This is a genomic window from Flavisolibacter tropicus, assembly GCF_001644645.1.
Taxonomy (GTDB): domain Bacteria; phylum Bacteroidota; class Bacteroidia; order Chitinophagales; family Chitinophagaceae; genus Flavisolibacter; species Flavisolibacter tropicus.
This window is the reverse complement of the sequence record NZ_CP011390.1, coordinates 3,851,483-3,871,068: the sequence shown is the minus strand read 5'-3', so window position 1 is coordinate 3,871,068 and position 19,586 is coordinate 3,851,483. Positions and strand designations below refer to the sequence as shown.

Genomic DNA, 19,586 nt, shown 5'->3' with positions numbered 1-19,586 from the left:
AGGTTAATGGTAACAAAGAAACGCAAGTGCAAAATATTAGTACAGAGTGTATTACAACTCACCTACAAATCTTACGAGCCTGCAAAAACATGCGTAGATTTGAGTGTTATACGCAAATTGAACTGTGCTTTTAATGAAGACAAATATTGCAGTCATTCTTTTGCTTTTTACAGCGTTGCTATCCTGTCAGGGCAGGACCAAGAAAGCTAACTTTTACAGCTATACAAAAAAGTGGGATTTGTGGCGAGTGCCCATTTTGGAGCCTTATGAAATCATTTCACCTACTAATTCTGAGGACTGGACATTAATCATCAAGCATCCGAAATTAAGTCACAAAGATTACTTTAATCCAGGTGATGAATACGATTTTCAACTAACTTCTATTGACAGCGTAGGAGTAGCTGACAGTATTTTGATTTTCAAAAGCCAAAGCCTCTACTGGCCTAAACTAAGCGGCGACTATAGAACAACTCTGATAATTAATTCAAAGACGAAAGAACAATTCATTTTTTCAGACAAGCATCATCAATCTGAAAGCAGACAGAAGCTAAAAAGCCTGAAAGCAGAAAACATACCTTTGTTCAGCTTTGATAAAGTGAAACAAGATTTTCAGACGAAGAGAACTTTGCCTGAGGGTTGGAAAGGCTGACCAATGCGTATAACATAGGTTTCATGCAATACAGGCAGAAGAATAAGTACTCAACAAAAGAATTGCTATTTTGCTTCAGCAAATGAGTTGGGCTGCGGAACATAAAATTCCCGTACTGCGTAAAGCCTTTCTACGTTCGTCAGGGTGTGCAAAAAGGGTCCTTTTTCATAAAATGCAATTCTTTAATGTATTGGTAAATAGTTTATTATATATTTAATAAATATTAATAATATACATTTTTGTACAGTCTGCCATTGCCTGCTATACGTTGACAATCCCTAAAATTTAAAACAGAGGGCTTTTCCTTCAAAGAACACAGAAATTTTGACTTTTTACTGTCAGTTTTTTCTTACTTCTCCGACAAATTTTCATTTTTTCAGACGGCATATTGTAATGGCACAAGGGTTGATTTTCGCATTTTGAAATCAATTTATTAACCATTAAAAGGAGGCAATTATGACAGTCGTAAAAAGAAATGGAAATCGTTTGAATCCATTGCCAATGCTTTTTGATGATTTCTTTAATCGGGATTTGCTCAATTGGGGAACTTCAAATTTCTCCGACACTAACACCACGATTCCGGCGGTTAATATTAAAGAAACTGCTGAGAATTACGAAGTGGAAGTTGCTGCACCTGGAATGACTAAAAAAGATTTCAAAGTAGAACTGGACGGAAATTCTCTGACCATAAGTTCCGAAAGAACCAATCAAAGGGAAGAAAACGAAGGTGAACGTTATGCTCGTAAGGAATTCAGTTACCAATCTTTCCAACGAACTTTCACCTTGCAAAAAGATGTAGTAGATATTGATAAGATTCAGGCGAAGTATGAAAATGGATTACTGCTTCTGCTTCTCCCTAAAAAAGAAGAAGCAAAACAAAAGCCGCCAAGGCTAATTCAAATTTCTTAATTACTAGCTTCTCCGTTTCAAAAGTTGCCTTCTAAAAAAAGGCAACTTTTGTTTCTTTAAATACAAATCTCTGAAAATGCTATCGGCACTCAACTTCAATTTGCAGCTACAGCGTATTGTAATAATGCTGCTTAGTATTTTATTAATTGGTTTGCTTTTAAAAAAACTAAACCAGCCCTATTTTGTAGCCTACATTATTGCAGGAATATTATTAGGTCCTTACTCAATTAAAGTATTCACTAATTAAATATGAAGATTAGTATGAATTCGATCAGCTTTATTTGGGGTATAGACTGTCACTAAAATACCAGCCTTAAGGCAATCGAACCTCAGCGGTGAGACCATAGCATTACTATTTCAACAGGTTAAATAATATTGTATGGAAACACAATTTTATATAACAATAACATTAAAGACACATAAGAGGCTTGAAAGCTTTGCAAAATTCTTTATAGGAAACAATCGCCATCGTGCTGTAGATATATTCAAGCAATTAAAAGGTTCCAAAAATGTTAGCGAAAAAAATATTCTTTATTTTGATTTTATGGAAATCGAAAAAGGATTACCTGTAAATTTTGATTTTATCACTTGTACACTAAATCAATTGGCTGAAAATTGCCGCATCATTACAAAGGAATTATTCAAATCAGAAAATTTTGAAAGCTCCTAACCAGCTATTGTGGCTTATGCGACATATATGCCAAGTGCTTGAACATCATTCATTGTTGGTTTTGCTGCTTCGGTTTGGAGTACGTGATGGCCAGGTTGATCATGTAACAGGTCTTTCTTCTTCTATCCTTTCAACTTTTTGGACCGCGGATGGGTGGGATTTAGATTGGATTAGCTGGATGAGAAACTTTTTATTTTTAGTGCTCCTTCTACCTCTGCCTTTTCCACTTTTTTTCTTGATGAAACCCTTCGACATGCTCCGGGTGTAACAAAAAAATCAATCCCGCACGTGCGGGACCACCCAATGCGCCTCCGGCTGCCGGGCCACCCACGCACAGCAACACTCCACAGCTTTAATCTTTCATCAGGAGAGGTGGGTCGTATTGAGCGTATCCTTCCCAACGGTGGGTGCAGTGAGCAAAGATGATAGAATCAGCTGATAGTCGGAAAACCGGCAGGCGCTGTATATTCCGCCCGACTCTGATAAAAAGGTGAGGCTGAAAGTACGAGGGCGCAATATAAGGCGTTGGACGACTCCGATACTTCAATTTCGAGGATCGCTTTGAGTTACATGCTTTGCTTTCTGGTGTGGACGTAAGGTTAAGTGCTGTAAAGTGCAACTCTAAGTAACCATTAAAACATTCGAACACTTGGGGCGGCGACCTACGGCAACCAAAGAAGCTAATCCCCGAAAAGCCGGACCACTATGGGACTTAAGCTAAAAACAAGGTTTCGAACACTTGTGGTTACAAACTCCGGCAGCGTGAACTATAATTTGGTCCTACACTTCGTATAACTAGAGACATACAACCGCGGCGATGGCCGGAACCTTTTATTTTGTGCTGGCTGAATCCTTGGCCGGTCCTTTATCAATCAGATCCATAAACTGATCAAGTTTGGGGGTGATAATAATTTGTGTACGCCGGTTGCGGGTCCTGCCTTCTGGAGTATCATTGCTGGCAACAGGGTTGTATTCGCCACGACCTCCTGCAGTGAGGCGCGAGGGATCTACAGCAAAGGTCGTTTGCAAGGCCTGCACAACTGATGAAGCCCTGAGTGCACTAAGATCCCAGTTGTTGCGAATGTTGGTTTTAGCAATCGGCACATTATCAGTGTTGCCCTCGATAAGCACTTTAAAATCTTTATAATCGCTAATGATCTTGGCAATCTTTGATAGCGTTGCATTGGCCTTGTCAGATATTTCGTAGCTACCAGACTTATATAGCATGTTATCTGAAAGCGAAATGTATACAACGCCTTTCAGCACCTGTATATTCACGTCCTTCATCTCATCCGTGTTCAATGATCGGGTAAGGTTGTTGGTCAGCACCATATTTAATGAATCACTTTTGTTTTTGGAAGCTACCAACTGCTGTATGTATTTGTTGGATGCATTGATCTCATCAACCAGTTTCGAAATATTGACATTTCCCTGGCTAGAAGCAACAAGACATTTATCTAATGCCGATTGCAAGGACTCCATTTGACTCTTATTTGCACGTAATTGGTTTTCCAGCCCTTCTACTTTCACGTTGGCAATGCCTAAGCTACTTTTACAATCGTCGCGTTCTCTTAGGATCGTTTCATTCTTGCTTTGGAGTGATCCATATTCTGACTGCAGCGACTGATATTTTTTAGTACTTACACAGGCTGGTATGAGCAGTATTGTTATGGCACTCATCAATAATGAAGAGCAAATTCTAACTGTCATTTTATTTTGTTTTAAAGATTAGGTACAATTAGATGCATCCTGCCGCTCATCATCAAGGCAGAGCATGATCCATTAACGCTTGCAAAACTTTATATACTGTACTTTATTGACACTTCTGCCGAACCTGTTCCGCCGTGCAAAGTGAAAGAAGATAGTGAGATGATTTTTTTGACCTGGTTGGTCTTCCCTGTACGCTAGTCCGTGCTATTCGTAGCGTTTCTGCGAATTACAAACTCCGGATATCGTGAACTATAATTTTTTCTTCCACTGCGTTTAGCCATGAGCTAACTACTGTTAGGATTTAAGTATCCTTTTAGACTTTCGATTTATCTGGAAGTCCGCTATTATATTTGAGATTTGATATCCTGAAAACTATTTTATTTGATGATCTGTTTTAAAGAGCGCTATAGAAAACTGTTCCTTTTCATTTTCCTTATCATTTGCTCTCAATACGGGTTAGCACAAAACGCCGACATTACCCTTTTGCAAAATATTAATCTCCACCGACCTCAAAAACTGGATGCCGGTTTTCGGTTTGTAGCAAACACTACTTACCCAGTAAGCCTGGCCGTTCCTATGGTCATGTTAGGAACCGGCTATCTAAAAAAAGATAGCGCACTAAAAAACCAGGGACTTCAGACGGGTGCTGCACTTGTTATAGCTGCAGTAATTACTGAGGGATTAAAACGAAGTATACAAAGACCTCGACCTTTTGTTACTTATCCATTTATTGAAAAAGCTACAGAAGGCGACGGTTCCTCTTTTCCCTCAGGGCATGTATCTATCGCATTTGCTACAGCTACTTCCTTATATCTGTGGAATCACAAATGGTATGTTGCTGTACCTTCTTTTGTATGGGCTTCTACGGTTGCTTATGCGCGTATGGACTTGGGTGTTCACTATCCCAGCGATGTCCTGGCCGGTGCGATTGTAGGTTCTGCTTCCGCTTTTCTTTCTTATAAAGCAAACAAGTGGATACATAAAAAAAGAAAAATGCGTTAGAGTAAGAGCAGGGCGCTTTCCTTGCTATCCATAGTGTTTCTCCCAATAATAAATAACCGCTGTCCGGAGTTTGTAATTTAATCTTACACTTCGTACAACGAGCGGGACTTATGGAATCAACCTAATTTAGCATCTCACTATAAACCCTTTGAATTACTATCTAACATTCTTACTCTTAGTTATTGGCCTTTTTTCTTGTACGCCTTCTGATAAGGAACCAACTATTGATGCTGATACAAAGGCAATCTTGAATCTAGGCTTAGCTAAAGCGGTTGGTGCCGATTCTGCCTGGCGTGAATATATGCGCATTCCACCACCATTTACTTCGCACCAAACATTTACTTCTAAAGAAGACTCACTAGAGTATGTTCATTGTGAGCGTTGGAGAGATAGTGTCAAAGCCACCTTAGACACCGCTACATTATTTGTTGTTGTATATAACCGCTTTGAATCTTTAGATGAGAATGACCGTGAAAATATACATGCACTCTTAAGAGAAGGTCGTACAGATCTTGATACCGGCTTTGCCGCCTCCTTACACGCCCTTTCTTCAGCTCGGCCATCTTTGGACAGCTTTCCCCTTAACGCATTAGAACCAACGTCCAATTACAAACTATATACTAGTCAATCTGCTCCAAAGGACAAATTACGCAGACTGGGAAGTATAAGTTTTTCTATGATAGGGTTCAATACCGCAAAAGATAAGGCCTGTGTTTATACTCGTTTTATTTGTGGTGGTTTATGTGGAACCGGGCAGATTCTCTTTTTCAACAAAAAAGAAGGTAGGTGGTTATTTGTGAAATCATGGGAAATGTGGATATCATAAAAGCTACTTTCCTAGATGTATCCAACATCGACTTTATATCTTCATTTTCCCCGACGAGTCACACTTCCTGGCATAAGTGTGTAGGCGCTAAGGCAAAGAGATTATAAAAGGATACCTTTTGCAACAAGAGGTATATTTTAGTATGTTGCCGTTAAAAAGCACCTCTCTCCTATTATTGCTAATGGTTAAGAAAGTACTTTATTCTTTATTGGCTTTGACAGCGCTCTTGGTTGCTTTTTATTTTTTCCAACCAATCAAAAAAGGGAAAGGTCTTGACACCACAACTAAGTATGATCTTGTAAAAGATTGGCCCAAATTGCCAAGTGATCTTAAACTTGGTAATCCCACAGGCATTGGCATAGACACTAACCAAAACATCGTCGTATTTCATAGAGCTGATAGTGAGTGGCCATTACTGGGCCGAATGCCTAATAAGCCCATTAAGAACAATACTATTTTGATCATTGACAAGGAAAGTGGGCAGCTGCGCGACAGCTGGGGCAGCAATTTATTTATAATGCCCCATGGATTGACCGTTGACAAGGAGAACCATATTTGGGTTACAGACGTAGGACTTCATCAGGTTTTTAAATTCAGCCATGATGGAAAACTATTGATGGTGCTTGGCGTGGCAGGAGTGGCAGGTAGTGATAGCCTGCATTTTAATAAGCCCACTGATATTGCTATTTCTAAGGATGGCTCATTCTATGTTAGTGATGGCTATGGAAACAACCGAATTGTAAAATTTTCTCCATCTGGTAACTATTTGCTTGAGTGGGGTAGAAAGGGCAATAAAGAAGGTGAATTTGATTTGCCACATGGACTTAGTCTGGACAACGATGGAAATGTGTACGTTGCGGATAGGGAAAACAACAGGATTCAAAAATTTAATTCATCGGGTCATTTTATCAAACAGTGGACCAACAATACCTTTGGCTCTATCTGCTCAGTATTCTTTGACTCAACCAAAGAAAAAGTATTTGCCATAGATGATTTTACCTTTTTGAAAATGAAACACCGTGGTTCAGACGTAATTATCATTGATACATCAGCAAAGGTTCAAACAAGATTTGGCCGAAGCGGCTTTTATCAGGGTCCTACTTCCTGGTACCACGATCTAACTGTTGATAAAGAAGGCTCCATTTATATTGGAGATATTTTAGGCAACACTATCCAGAAATTTAGAAGTGTCAGCAATTAATGAAAGGTAATATTAACTACGCGCTATCCTTAGTGTTTCTCCAAATTACAATCTCCAGCCAAGGTGAACTATAGTTTTATTTTACACTACATACAACTAAAGGAGGCAAATAATTATGATCGCAAGAATTTGGCACGGTAAAACAAGTATAGAAAATTTTGGTGCCTATACAGCGTTTTTAAAAAAGGTGGCAGTCTCTGACTACCAAAAGACAACGGGTTTTAAAGCACTATCCTTTTTAAGACAAATTAAAAATGGTGAGGGACACTTTACGCTCATCACCTATTGGGAGAACCTCGAGGTGATAAAAAACTTTGCAGGGCAAGATATTGAAAAAGCAAAGTATTATCCCGAGGACAATAATTACCTTTTAGAATTTGAAGAAACCGTTCAGCATTTTGAAGTATTTGCGTCATAGAAAACCGCACACGAAACTGGAGACCTTCTGCTATAATGGCTGACGAGTACATCAACATTTGAGGTATCGCTGCGGCTGATTACCTTTAAGTCTGGCAGCTGTTGGCAATCATTCTAAGACTACCCTTCCAGAGGATGTATTATAATGAACAATGAATGACTTGGATTACAAATTGATCAAGCCCAGCCAATCGCTTTCTGACTTTGTAGAAAGTTTTTGGCAGTTGCGCAACCCATCGGATAGCGACAAAGAAGTTGTGGTTTTACCTGACGGTAGAATTGATCTAATTTTCTCACAAGCTGCAACAGAGTCTTTCCAGGTTACACTTGTAGGAATAGGAACCCACCCCGATAAAGCCATGCTCGCCGCTAACACATTGATGTATGCTATCAGTTTTAAACCACTTGCTGCAGAATATATTTTTCAGGATACCATTGCTGGCTTGTTAGATAGAGCCGAACATTTACCTGCCAACTTTTGGAATTTTACAGCGGATGATCTGAACAGCTTTGACGTTTTCTGCAATAAAGCTTCTCAAAAGATCCAATCACTTTTGCCAACAGAAATAGACAATAGAAAGCAGGATCTTTTTGATCTTATTTATTCTTCAAATGGCGCACTCACGGTAAAAGAACTTTCTGAAAAAGTGTTTTGGAGCAGCCGGCAAATCAACCGGTATTTTAATCAGCAGTTCGGTATTTCATTAAAAGCCTACTGCAACATCATTCGCTTTCGCGCCTCCTTTCAACACATTAAGCAGGGTAAATTATTTCCTGAAGAAAACTTTACCGACCAATCGCATTTCATCAAAGAAGTTAAACGGTTGTCGGGTGTTTTACCCAAAGAACTCAAGCGAAATCCAAACGACCGATTTATACAATTTTCCACGCTCACTGAAAAATAGCTTTGTACCGTAAAGAAAAAGGTTACGGTATGTTGATACAGGATAAAAAAATAGCTATCGTTGGTGGTGGTCCGGGCGGATTGACATTAGCAAGACTCCTACAGCTAAAAGGAGCAGACGTGAAGGTATACGAACGGGATTATACTAAAGACGTTCGGGTGCAAGGAGCCACTCTTGACTTGCATGAAGAATCAGGATTGGAAGCACTTCGCAGGGCAGGTTTAATTGCAGCATTTTACGCCAACCATCGCCCCAATGCTGGCCGGTTGCGCATTTTAGACAAACAGGCAAACATTCACCTGGATGACCATACTTTGGAGAATGCCTATGCAGAAGATCGCCCAGAAATTGACAGAGCACCGCTGCGTACTATTTTGTTAGAATCATTACAACCCGACACTGTTATTTGGAATAGCCAGTTTGCTTCTATGCAACTGCAAGAGGATGGCTGGCAGTTACATTTTAAAAATGGAACAGCAGCTTATGCAGATATTGTAATTGCAGCCGATGGAGCTAACTCAAGGCTTCGCCCCTATATTACTTCCATCCAACCTATTTATTCAGGGATCACGATTGTTGAGGGCAATGTGTATGACGCAGAAAAAAACGCTCCTGTACTTTGGCAATTAGTCAACGGCGGAAAGCTATTTGCCTTTGGCGATAAACAATCTTTAATCTTAAGTGCAAAAGGAGAAGGCAGCATATCGTTTTACACTGGTTGCCTGGTGGAAGAGAACTGGGTAGAACAAAGCGGTATCGACTTCAATAACAAACAGCAGGTCTTTGCCTGGTTCAAAGAAGCATTTGGCTCATGGGATCCTATCTGGCAAGAGCTGTTTGACAGTAATGACATTTGGTTCATTCCCCGTCCGCAATATCATTTTCCATTAGACCAGCATTGGACAGCTTTGCCCAACCTGACGATGCTTGGCGATGCCGCGCACCGCATGCCACCCTATGCAGGGGAAGGTGTCAATATGGCTATGCAAGATGCATTTGAATTAGCTGAATGTTTGACAACTACTGCTTTTGAAAATAGTCAAACCGCCATAGCCCATTTTGAAAAACAAATGCTGAAAAGAGCTTCTGCTGTAACTCAATTTACGTTGGACAATACCGCATTGCTACATTCAAACGATGCCATAGCCAAAATGTTGGCAATCATGAGCGGGCAATAAAAAACACTAATTATCTTCAATCGCACTAAACAATAGTTATCGGTATCAGGTGTAAAGCGATACTTCAAATTATTCAATATGCCAGATAAGAATGAAAAAGAAAGACGTAAACAGTTGCTCAACGACCTAAGTAAAAAGGCTGAAGAGGAGTTTGAAAATAGCTTGCCTATGAGCAGAGACCATTTTAAAAAGCTATTTGACTATTTGGATACGGAACTAATTGACAAAGGCTGTGATGATACAAACTGTCTTACCAAATCATTTCTCGATAAAATTGGTGCCGCTAACACCGACGAAATTTTAGAGTGGTTAGCAGACAAAGGCGGTTACTGTGATTGTGAAATCTTAGCTAACGTAGAAGAACAATTTGAATGATATGTGAGCGGTAAAGGTTAGTTAGAGAATCAGAGTCTCTTTCCACGCCGAGTCTCCTTTGCCTGTCCTGTCTTATCCTGAAATAGGTTTACACTAAAACAAGTAAACTTATGCGATATGCTCCCCGCAACAAGGGTCAGTTTGTTCAGATATACTCAGAGGCTTTTCGCCGAAAAGTGATTGAAGAATATTTGAGCAGTAATGTATCGAAGATGTTTTTGCTGCGCAAGTATGGTATCAAGATGAAAAGCGGCATTCAACGCTGGATGAAGCTTTATGGTTATGAAGACCATAAACAGCCGGTAATGATTAAATTTAGTGCGGTAAGGTCTCATGCCTTAATTCGAAAAATGAACACGGGTAAAGCAAGCAAAAAACAATTAGAGGAAAAAATAAGAGAGCTGGAACGGCAGTTGGAGGATGAAAAGCTGCGCGCGGAAGCCTATGAGCGAATCATTGAAAAGGCGGAGAAAGACTTAAAGGTACCGATCCGAAAAAAGCCCAATACCAGGTAATCCGCGAAATGAAAGACAGTTATCCCTCCGTCAGCCTGGAGCGGCTCTGTTGGTTACTTGGTCTGACAAGACAGGCCTTTTATAAAAACACCAGGAACAGCCACCGTAAGCACAATACCCAGCAACTGGTGGTTGAGGAAGTAAAAACACTGAGAAGGGAACATCCGGCCATCGGCACCCGCAAACTGCACCAGCTCTTACAGGGCTTTTACCGGGCGCATGCTATCAAGATGGGACGGGATGCCCTGTTTTCTACTTTAAGTGAGCAGCGGCTTTTAATCAGAAGAAGAAAAAGAAGGGTTTCTACCACCCAGTCACACCATTGGTTAAAGAAATATGCTAACCTGGTTAAAGGCTGGCATCCCGCACTACCCGAACAACTGTGGGTAGCAGACATCACGTACGTGCCCTGTGGGCGGCAATATCTTTATTTAAGCCTTGTTACAGCTGCGTATTCTCATAAAATTATGGGCTACCACATAGCCGATACCCTGGAAGCTGTCCATTGCAAAAAAGCACTTCAAATGGCTCTTGCGGGCCGGTTGCATCCCAGGCATTCTTTAATCCACCATTCCGATAGAGGCATACAATATTGCCCTTCCTCTTATACAGGACTTTTAGGGCAGCATAACATACGCATCTCCATGACCGTGAGCGGGGATCCGCTGGACAATGCCATTGCCGAACGAATCAACGGCATCATCAAACATGAATACCTCAAACATTATGGGCCATCTAACCTGGAGCAGGCCACTGAATTACTCAAGCAAGTAGTAGAAAGCTATAATGAAAGAAGGCCGCACTTAAGTATACAAATGAATACTCCCAATAAAGTGCACGCACAAAAACTACAAGTAAACAGACAATGGAAAAAATCAAAAAGAACACCTACTATTGTAAACCAATCAACTCACCTGTAAACTTATTTTAGGACGAGACAGCCAAGTATAGGAGACTCGGCTAGAAAGAAAAAAAATGCTGACGATAATGAGTGGGCAGTGAAAACAAGCAGCAAACATGGCAGTTGTTTCAACACTAGTAGGTCTCCATTGTACAGCCTCTTATGAGAAGCGTCATTTTTGTTTGAAAAAGATGTGCAAACAACTCCAAACTCTAATAAATATTTAAGACTATAATCTGTTTTTGGAGTTTTATTTGATGCCTTTTTCATAAATATCAATTATGGCTGAGCAACGATTCCAACTTGTAGTTGATGGGGTACCATATGGTATAAAAGCAACACCATTTCAGTTCAATACTGAAACCCGGTACAAGGTATCATATGATGGAGAGGAGCATATTTTTACGTGGGATTCCAGTTTAGGGAGGTTAGCCCCAATTAATGACGACTCTTATACTATTCCTGTAAATGTAGAAGAGGCCATAGCACAACGGTTACAATCTATCAGCCGCGGCTAAAAGTCAATTGCTAAGACTTACCTTATATCTTATTTGCTAACAGATATGGTATAAGGTAAGTTTTGTTGTTTCTATATAATGCATTCCATTAATACAACATTCTTCCTAAGTAGGCAATGCCTCACAACTTTTCCCCAAAACAGATTCATTATTTTAAGATAGGAGTTACACATCCACTTATCTTAAAAATTAACTACTCAATTTTTTAGCAATCCGTCCGGCTCAGCGTACCTTCGCCGGATGCAAGATTACCTGAAGGGACTGAACGAGCGTCAGCGCGACGCCGTGACCAGCACAGAAGGCCCGCTGATGATTGTTGCCGGCGCGGGCAGTGGAAAAACCAAAGTACTTACCACCCGGATTGCTCACTTGATGGCCAAGGGCGTAGATGCCTTTAATATATTGTCGCTCACCTTTACCAATAAGGCGGCTGCCGAAATGAAAGAGCGGGTAGAACACATCCTGGCCAACCGCGAGGCCCGCAACCTTTATATTGGCACATTTCACTCCGTGTTTGCCCGTATTCTGCGCGCAGAAGCACACCGCATTGGTTACCCCAACTCGTTTACCATATACGATACCGACGATGCCAAGAGCGTGGTAAAAACGGTAACCCAGGAACTGAACCTGGACGTACAGCACTATAAACCCAACGCTGTTTATAATCGTATTTCCGGCGCCAAGAACGGCCTGGTAACGGCAGGGGAATACAAAAACGACTACCACATTCAGCAGGAGGACATGCGGGCCAACCGCCCCATGATCGGCCATATATATGAGGCCTACCAGAAGCGCTGCTTTAAAAACGGCGCTATGGACTTTGACGACCTGTTGTTCAAGTTCTATGAGTTGTTGAAAACCACTCCGGAAGTATTGCACAAGTACCAGCACAAGTTCAAGTATATAATGATCGATGAGTACCAGGATACTAACCCGGCCCAGTACGAGATCATTAAATTATTAGCCGCCGCACATGAAAATGTGTGCGTGGTGGGTGACGATGCCCAGAGTATCTATGCCTTCCGTGGCGCTACCATTCAAAACATCCTGCAGTTTCAGCAGGACTACACTGATGCCAAGGTGATCAAGCTGGAACAGAACTACCGCAGTACCCAAAGCATTCTGACGGTGGCCAACGAGATTATTAAGAACAATAAGGGACAGATCCCTAAAACCCTCTTTACCGAAAACGCTGCTGGTGAAAAGATCCGCCTGGTGCGCACCATGAGCGATAATGAAGAGGGTAAGTTCATTGCCGATGCCATCCTGGAGCAGAAGCTACGCAACCATTTTAAGAACAAAGAGTTCGCTCTGCTTTACAGAACCAACGCCCAGAGCCGGGCCTTTGAAGAAAGCCTGCGTCGCCACAATATTCCCTACACCATTTTTGGCGGTATCTCTTTCTATCAACGCAAGGAGATCAAGGACTTTATTGCCTACCTGCGACTGGTGGTGAACCCTAAGGATGAAGAAGCACTGAAGCGTATTATCAACTACCCGGTACGTGGTATTGGTAAAACCTCGGTAGACCGCGCGGTGCTGGCTGCCAACGAGGGTAATATCTCTATGTGGGAAGTGCTGGAGGCCGCTCCCATGTTTGGTTTTAAAGCCGGCACGCTACAGGCCATTGAAGAATTTGTGCTGATGATCCGCAGCTTTAAAAGCATGCTGGAAACAAAGAACGCCTACGATATTGCTTTCCATGTGGGTAAGCAAACCGGTTTTGTAAAAGAGCTGTTTAACGATAAGAGTACGGAAGGTGTACAACGCTACGAGAACGTACAGGAATTGCTGAACTCTATTAAAGAGTTTACCGAAACGCCAATGAGTGAAGAGAGCGGTGAGGTGGGTGATAAAGGCCTGGCGGCTTACCTGCAGCAGATTGTACTGCTTACCGATGCTGACCAGAAAGATCCTGACGCGGATACGGTAAAACTCATGACCATCCACGCTGCCAAAGGACTAGAGTTCCCGGTGGTGTTTGTAGGTGGTTTGGAAGAAGGGCTGTTCCCCAACGCCATGAGCCTTAACACGCGCGAGGAGTTGGAAGAAGAACGCCGCCTGTTCTATGTGGCCGTTACGCGCGCTAAAACACGCCTGTATCTAACGTACGCTAATACGCGCTACCGCTTTGGCCAACTGATTCAAAGCGACAGTAGCCGCTTTATTACCGAGATTCCTGAAACGCATATTGATGTAAGCTTTGCTGGCGGTGGTGTAAAGAACCAGAAATCATCCAGCTGGGGTCAGGGCAATGCCTTTGAGCGCATGCAGCGTGGCTTTGGCGGCAATAGTAGCGCTCCTGAAAAAACAGCGGTATCTACTTTGGTGAGCAACAACAAGCCCAAAGAAGTAGCCCATACCGCATCAGCCAATTTTGTTCCCAGCGATCCTGCTACATTGAAAGAAGGCATGCGCGTAGAGCATCAGAAGTTTGGCTTTGGCGAAGTGTTGAAGCTGGAAGGCTCCAGCCACAACCCGGTAGCTACTATTAAGTTTGAGCAAAACGGTGAAAAGAAGATCATGCTGAATTATGCTAAGCTGATGATTGTTAGTTAAGTCATTGGGGCAATGGTCATTAGTCATTGTGATATAAACGAAAAGCTCTGCGTGATGCAGAGCTTTTCGTTTGGTTAAGCTTGGGGCAGTAAAGGTTTAGCTATACTTATAACTCCAAGGTCACATCGCCATACATTGGCGATCCTGTGCAGGTAAGGATCAACCCTTTAGCCAGATCCTTTTCTGTTAGTACTTCATTATATGACATCCACACCTGGCCTTTCTTGCAATGAGCCACACAGTTGCCACATTGCCCTGATCGACAGCTATAGGGCAATGCATAACCAGCAGCTTCGGCAGCACTCAGTATAGTTTGTGGATAGCCTGCCGGGAACTGTATCTGTTGCTGGTTCCAGTAGATCGTAACCTGGTGAACGCCTTTGTCAGGCGGCTCTATTTTATGCGGCGTCTTTGTGTGTATGATAAAGTTTTCGCGCTTGATCTGCTCTTTAGGAACATTGTGCTCTTGTAAAATATAGGTGCACATGCGCATATAGGCTTCAGGGCCACAGATATAGAACAACACTTCATTTATAGCTACAGTTACATGTTGCTCTAACAATTGTAAAAATAAATCGCGATGAAGGCGTGCCCGGTTTAGGTTGGGTGCATTACTGTATAGAAATTCAATGGTAACCTGTTTGGGGTGTTGTTGTGCCAGCTGTTCCAGCTCATGGCGAAAGAGCGCTTTTTCAGTAGACGAATTGCTATAGATCAACACTATATGTAAGTGGGGGTGCTTATACAATACCGTTTTTATCAACGAGTAAATAGGTGTAATGCCACTGCCAGCGGCCAGAAAGAAAAGCTGCTTAAGAGAAGATACATCTTCCGGAAGTGTAAAAAAGCCTCCTGAACCTGTGGTCAGCCAGGTATCAAAGGGTTGAGCCAGATCTACCAGTTTACGGGAAAACAATCCATTTTCTATACGTTTTACACCTATGGTCAGCGGCTCATTTAATTCTGGTGAAGAAGTAATGGAGTACGAGCGACGCACTTCTTCAGCACCCACATAATCTACCAGTGTCAGGTATTGCCCTGACCGGTAAGGAAGGGCTTCCTTAGTGGCAAACGAAATGGTTTTAAACCCCTTGACCTCTTCTTTGATGGCTGTAATGGTAATGGTCTTATATAGAGGTGTAGGGGTTGGTTGCATAAACTTGTTCCTTCAATAATTTATCCAAATCCTGTTACACTAATATAGTTGTTATGGTAAAACTGGTGAAAGTCACTGAGTAGATGTCCAATAGCTGATAGATATTGGATATCAGTACGGAGTCTAACAAGCATTATATTATTTGTAGTCAGCGGGGGGCGCTACGCGCAATGGCCCGGCAGTGAAGAATCCGCTTAGGCCATAGAATAAGACAACATTTAGTTATTGATTTGTTCTAGTTTTCATTGATTCTCAATTCTAACTTGAACAAGCAGTTGCGTATATTTATTGTAGTACGCAACTTTGTGAATTACCTGTATGAAACTTCTGCTTCTCTTCTTTACACTGTTATTGAGCTTGTATTTAAATGCACAAAGTGATGATTTGGGCTTTGAAGTTGTGCCGCCTAAAGATGTTCAGGCTTATAGCATTTATTGGTATCCAACCAGTCACCAAGTAAAAGACCAACGTCTCCCCTTCAAAGTGCTCGAGAAAAAAGTGGAGCTTGTTCAGGGGCGTGAAAAGAAAATAACCAAGTGGGTGGAAGGTAAAGTCTTTTCTGTACAAACCAACTATTATCAGGACACTCTGCTGGTGAAAAGTATTACAAAGTACCCAAAGGCAACCGAGGTTTATTATTACTATTATGACAGCCTTAGCAAAGACCCTATAGGGGTAAAAGGCTATGAAAATAAAACGCTGGTTTACCAACAAAGCGCGATACGGCGTAAAGACACCTTGGAAGTAAGAACCGTCTATTCCTCTGATTTGATAAAGGCCAAAGAGTGCGAGTTGATTTATTATTCATTCGATAGTCTTACCAAAACCACCATTGGTTGCCTTGCCCACCAGCCAGATATGAATTACCAAATTGAACGATATAATGCTCCTAACGTTTTGAGGGAAAGAATCGACTCCTCTGCAAAAACGTACCGAGTCACTAAAAACTTTTATGATTCGTTTGGGCGATTAAAAGAAGTGAAGTGGTACGAGGATACTGCTCTAACTAACCTCTTTGAATATAGCTACCGCTCTTTAGAGACCTTCCTTTTGCATTATAACATTTATTCGAATAAAGACACAGTGCTTTCAGGCCAAAACGTAAAGCGTTTTGATGAACGAGGAAATCTTGTTAATGAAGAAAGTCTGGAATACGACAAAGAAGAATTCAGCCATGAAAAATCCATTCCAAGAAGCAGTAGAAAGCAGAAGCAGTTCTATACGAATGGACGGCTAGTGCGGGTTGAATTTTATGATAATAGTGAAAAGAATAAAACCTTTGAAATTGTGTATCACTAGATAACAACAAAAGGCCAGCGGACAACCTTTAATCTGGCGCAAGTACGCCCGGTTGCTCAGCCTAGACTGCATACTTTCGCCAGATAGAAAATAGCAAACAAAACAAAAGGCAGCTGTTTGGCTGCCTCTACGTAATAGACTCTTATAATTTATCTTTTACTTCCCCTGTTTCACCCATTGAATGGCGCGCTGTAACACTTCGTCTTCATTAGTAGCCGCATTCTGTTTTACATAGATATTAGGCAATACAGGATTCATGTCATTTTTATCACCATTGGGGCGCAGAAACTGTTTGGAAGATGTCATACAAGACATACCTGTTTGCGGCAACTTAATTGGGAAGATATCACCATAATCATTGGGGGCTTCTCCAGACATCTCGCCTATTAATGTAGCTAGCTTGTAATCCATAACAGTAGCGGCCAGCATGTTGGCACTGGAAAAAGTATGGTTGCCGATGAGGAAACATACTTTGCCTTTATAACGCAAGCCATTGTATTCGGGCTTTTCAGGAGCATTGTCTCCTCCGGTTAAAAACTCACCATTCTTCCTTTCGGTGTAATGGGTCATGCTGGCTTGATGGGCCGAATCCATTTTACCAATATAGTTTTTATACTCCTGGCTGATTTTCCATACTACGCCACCACTCATTCTATAGGGCTTATCGGTTATGTGTTGCAGGAGGTTATCTCCCAATTCAGAATCGCCTCCTCCATTTTCACGCAGGTCAACGATAAGGCCGTTAACAGGTTGTTGTTGTATAGCAGTAAATGTTTTAAGCAGAAAAGTATCAAATGTCTGTTTGTACATCCGGTCCATGTCCCGGAAATTCAAGTACCCAATATTATTCTCCAGGCGCTCAAATGTAAATGGAATTTTTACAGGTTGGTTTCCTCGAGCTGCCTGCATAAGTGCCTGAAGCGGCAACCCTTCCAGGCGGGCTTTTTTCCTCTCCTTACCGTTAACGTATTCTACATCAAATGGCGCTCTTACGCCATCGCGGTACAGGTCAATCATCAATGCCTCTATTACCAGGGCTTGTCGCCATTGGGGCAGGCCGCCATAATAACCTGTCATGCGGTTTACCAGGCTGTCTACACGGTGCCCATTAATCTTTATTACACGATCACCTGCTTGTAAGGTGGCATTGGGGGAATAATCCTTTTTTACGACCAGGTATTGACCATCAAACGATTCCATCATCACAGCAAACACCGGCTTCTTGGCCTCGTTTATATCGTAGACAAATTCCAATGAGTTCCGAAACGTTGTGTGGCCTTCATTAATAGCAGCAATCATTTTTACAAAGGAGGGCCGTGCTTCATCGCGCGTCATACTGTCTTTTAACGCAGCTACGATGCTGTCTTTCAATTTACTGTATTGTTCTTTGGAAATACTGTGATACAGATTGGGATGGGCATTTTCCATAGCGTGCACCATAAAAGCAAGATCTGCTTCTATTTGTTGTTTACTAAACCGTTGTCCATAACCTTGTGGCAGTGTATCAACCCTTTTACCCTCAAAGGCAAAACCAGGTAACATTAGTAATAAAAAGGGGAGCAGTAGTAAGGTTTTCATTTGTCTGTATTGTCGTGTTATATTTTATTATTATACAAAGTTCCTTTCCTTAATTCTGGCATGAAAGCACTAATTGATCAATTGGGTAAAGTGTGACCTGAATTGGTTAAGTAATCGCTGCAGCCAGCCGAACAATTGATTATACGTAATGAGTTCTTCTTTTGTTACAAATTAAACCTTTGCTGGCAAGTGCAGTCTGAGTGAACTTTTCGTAAAAAAAGCGCATGTTAACTAACGTTAAAAAAAGTTTACTCATCGATTAAACTTTATGCTTCATCGTGCATCTATGAACAAACGAAACCTTTAAAAAAATTAACTTATGAAGACGATGAAACAAACCGCGTTAGTTATTCTTGCCTCTTTTGGTGCTACCGTATCTTTTGCTCAAGTAGGCTTAGGTGTGGCCGGTAATGCCGGTGCCTCCGTAACAAAAACCGTGAACGTAGGCAACACGGCCGGTGCGGCTACCAGAGCAGCTGCACGAGCAACAACCAGCGCTGCTGCTAGTACAAAAAGCGCTGTATCGGCTACTGCCAGTAAAACCGCAGAAATCAAAGGAAGCACACAAGCCGCAACAACTGCTGTAGTAGACAAGAGCGTAAAAACTGTTACTAACGTTAAGGAAACAGCGAAATCAGCTGCCGATGTAAACACCAATGCCCGTATTAACTCGCAGGCCGATGCGAAAGCATCTGAACAAGCAAAGGCACACGCCAATGAAAACTCCGCTGTGTTTGGTACAAAAGCCGATGGTTCTCTTTCAACTGATGTAGATGCAGGCGTAAAAGTAAATGGCAAATCGGCGCTGGATAAAACAGAAGATGTGGCTAATCAAACCACGCAGGAAGTAAAGGCGAAAAAAGATGCAACTGTTTCTACATCTGCTGATGTAAAAGCTAAAACAGAAAAGAAAGTACGCACCGATGCAGAACGTGCCGAACGAAAAGCCGCTCGTATAGAAGCTAAAGGTAAAGCAGAAGCTCGCGCTAAATCACAAGCCGCTTTACACGCCAGCGATGAAGCGAAAGAACATGCTAATGATAATTCTGCTGTATTAAGCACTACGTCTGAAACGGCTGTAAAGAATAAAGTAAAGGCTGATAAAAGCGGTGCATCTGCCAATGGCGAATTAAAAACGCAAGCCAAGGTTAAGAAAGGCTAATCGTGAGATGTGAGTTAGTTCACAGACCACAGTCGACGGTCCACAGTTAGGACAAA

Annotated in this window: 20 protein-coding genes; 17 read left to right on the top strand and 3 right to left on the bottom strand. The window is 41.8% G+C overall.

Annotated features, from left to right (window positions below; translation table 11 throughout):
- The first annotated feature begins 133 nt into the window (after positions 1-133).
- The 4 genes from SY85_RS16380 (at position 134) to SY85_RS16370 (ending at position 2,228) form a co-directional block, all read left to right on the top strand.
- The gene (locus SY85_RS16380) at positions 134-649 is read left to right on the top strand and encodes a hypothetical protein (protein ID WP_066405960.1); all 516 of its coding nucleotides are present in this window, start codon (positions 134-136) and stop codon (positions 647-649) included.
- A gap of 456 nt (positions 650-1,105) precedes the next feature.
- Entirely contained in the window at positions 1,106-1,558 is a 453-nt protein-coding gene (locus tag SY85_RS16375) for an Hsp20/alpha crystallin family protein (protein WP_066405959.1), read from the top strand.
- Between the two features lie 76 nt (positions 1,559-1,634).
- Complete coding sequence (locus SY85_RS25685; RefSeq protein WP_158512990.1) at positions 1,635-1,805, top strand: cation:proton antiporter; 171 nt, start codon at positions 1,635-1,637, stop codon at positions 1,803-1,805.
- A gap of 132 nt (positions 1,806-1,937) precedes the next feature.
- Positions 1,938-2,228, top strand: a complete 291-nt coding sequence (locus SY85_RS16370; RefSeq protein ID WP_066405958.1) for a hypothetical protein — start codon at positions 1,938-1,940, stop codon at positions 2,226-2,228.
- A gap of 831 nt (positions 2,229-3,059) precedes the next feature.
- Here the strand turns inward: SY85_RS16370 and SY85_RS16365 are convergent.
- Positions 3,060-3,938: an OmpA/MotB family protein gene (locus tag SY85_RS16365; protein WP_193408744.1), complete on the bottom strand. Its 879-nt coding sequence runs from the start codon at positions 3,936-3,938 to the stop codon at positions 3,060-3,062.
- Positions 3,939-4,322: 384 nt separating this feature from the next.
- Here SY85_RS16365 and SY85_RS16360 point away from each other — a divergent pair, with 384 nt between their 5' ends.
- The 11 genes from SY85_RS16360 to SY85_RS16310 all read left to right on the top strand — a co-directional run bounded on the left by SY85_RS16360 (position 4,323) and on the right by SY85_RS16310 (position 14,335).
- A complete protein-coding gene (locus tag SY85_RS16360) occupies positions 4,323-4,940 on the top strand; it encodes a phosphatase PAP2 family protein (RefSeq protein WP_066405957.1) in 618 nt (205 codons plus the stop codon).
- 148 nt (positions 4,941-5,088) lie between these two features.
- Complete coding sequence (locus SY85_RS16355; RefSeq protein ID WP_066405956.1) at positions 5,089-5,766, top strand: hypothetical protein; 678 nt, start codon at positions 5,089-5,091, stop codon at positions 5,764-5,766.
- 181 nt (positions 5,767-5,947) lie between these two features.
- On the top strand, positions 5,948-6,967 hold the full coding sequence (locus tag SY85_RS16350; protein ID WP_066405955.1) for a peptidyl-alpha-hydroxyglycine alpha-amidating lyase family protein: 1,020 nt from the start codon (positions 5,948-5,950) through the stop codon (positions 6,965-6,967).
- 115 nt (positions 6,968-7,082) lie between these two features.
- Positions 7,083-7,385, top strand: a complete 303-nt coding sequence (locus SY85_RS16345) for a hypothetical protein (RefSeq protein ID WP_082886515.1) — start codon at positions 7,083-7,085, stop codon at positions 7,383-7,385.
- Between the two features lie 151 nt (positions 7,386-7,536).
- The gene (locus SY85_RS16340) at positions 7,537-8,289 is read left to right on the top strand and encodes a helix-turn-helix domain-containing protein (protein WP_066405953.1); all 753 of its coding nucleotides are present in this window, start codon (positions 7,537-7,539) and stop codon (positions 8,287-8,289) included.
- Positions 8,290-8,291: 2 nt separating this feature from the next.
- Positions 8,292-9,467, top strand: coding sequence for an FAD-dependent oxidoreductase (locus SY85_RS16335; RefSeq protein WP_226998855.1), 1,176 nt, complete (start codon positions 8,292-8,294; stop codon positions 9,465-9,467).
- 78 nt (positions 9,468-9,545) lie between these two features.
- A complete protein-coding gene (locus SY85_RS16330; RefSeq protein WP_066405952.1) occupies positions 9,546-9,842 on the top strand; it encodes a DUF2695 domain-containing protein in 297 nt (98 codons plus the stop codon).
- Positions 9,843-9,952: 110 nt separating this feature from the next.
- Positions 9,953-10,357, top strand: a complete 405-nt coding sequence (locus SY85_RS16325) for a hypothetical protein (protein ID WP_066405951.1) — start codon at positions 9,953-9,955, stop codon at positions 10,355-10,357.
- Between the two features lie 8 nt (positions 10,358-10,365).
- Positions 10,366-11,277, top strand: coding sequence for an IS3 family transposase (locus tag SY85_RS16320; protein WP_066405950.1), 912 nt, complete (start codon positions 10,366-10,368; stop codon positions 11,275-11,277).
- Between the two features lie 262 nt (positions 11,278-11,539).
- On the top strand, positions 11,540-11,776 hold the full coding sequence (locus tag SY85_RS16315; protein ID WP_066405949.1) for a hypothetical protein: 237 nt from the start codon (positions 11,540-11,542) through the stop codon (positions 11,774-11,776).
- 240 nt (positions 11,777-12,016) lie between these two features.
- Positions 12,017-14,335 carry an ATP-dependent helicase gene (locus SY85_RS16310; protein WP_066405948.1) on the top strand — a complete coding sequence of 773 codons (2,319 nt, stop codon included), beginning with the start codon at positions 12,017-12,019 and terminating at the stop codon, positions 14,333-14,335.
- Between the two features lie 106 nt (positions 14,336-14,441).
- Here SY85_RS16310 and SY85_RS16305 read toward each other — a convergent pair whose 3' ends face one another.
- Complete coding sequence (locus SY85_RS16305; protein ID WP_066405947.1) at positions 14,442-15,491, bottom strand: ferredoxin--NADP reductase; 1,050 nt, start codon at positions 15,489-15,491, stop codon at positions 14,442-14,444.
- A gap of 318 nt (positions 15,492-15,809) precedes the next feature.
- Here SY85_RS16305 and SY85_RS16300 point away from each other — a divergent pair, with 318 nt between their 5' ends.
- Positions 15,810-16,790: a hypothetical protein gene (locus SY85_RS16300; RefSeq protein ID WP_066405946.1), complete on the top strand. Its 981-nt coding sequence runs from the start codon at positions 15,810-15,812 to the stop codon at positions 16,788-16,790.
- Positions 16,791-16,946: 156 nt separating this feature from the next.
- On the opposite strand, the gene SY85_RS16295 is transcribed toward SY85_RS16300, so the two are convergent.
- Entirely contained in the window at positions 16,947-18,368 is a 1,422-nt protein-coding gene (locus SY85_RS16295; RefSeq protein ID WP_082886513.1) for a S41 family peptidase, read from the bottom strand.
- A 319-nt stretch (positions 18,369-18,687) separates the two neighbouring features.
- On the opposite strand from SY85_RS16295, the gene SY85_RS16290 reads away from it, so the two are divergent.
- Positions 18,688-19,530, top strand: coding sequence for a hypothetical protein (locus SY85_RS16290; protein WP_148661220.1), 843 nt, complete (start codon positions 18,688-18,690; stop codon positions 19,528-19,530).
- Positions 19,531-19,586 lie beyond the last annotated feature (56 nt).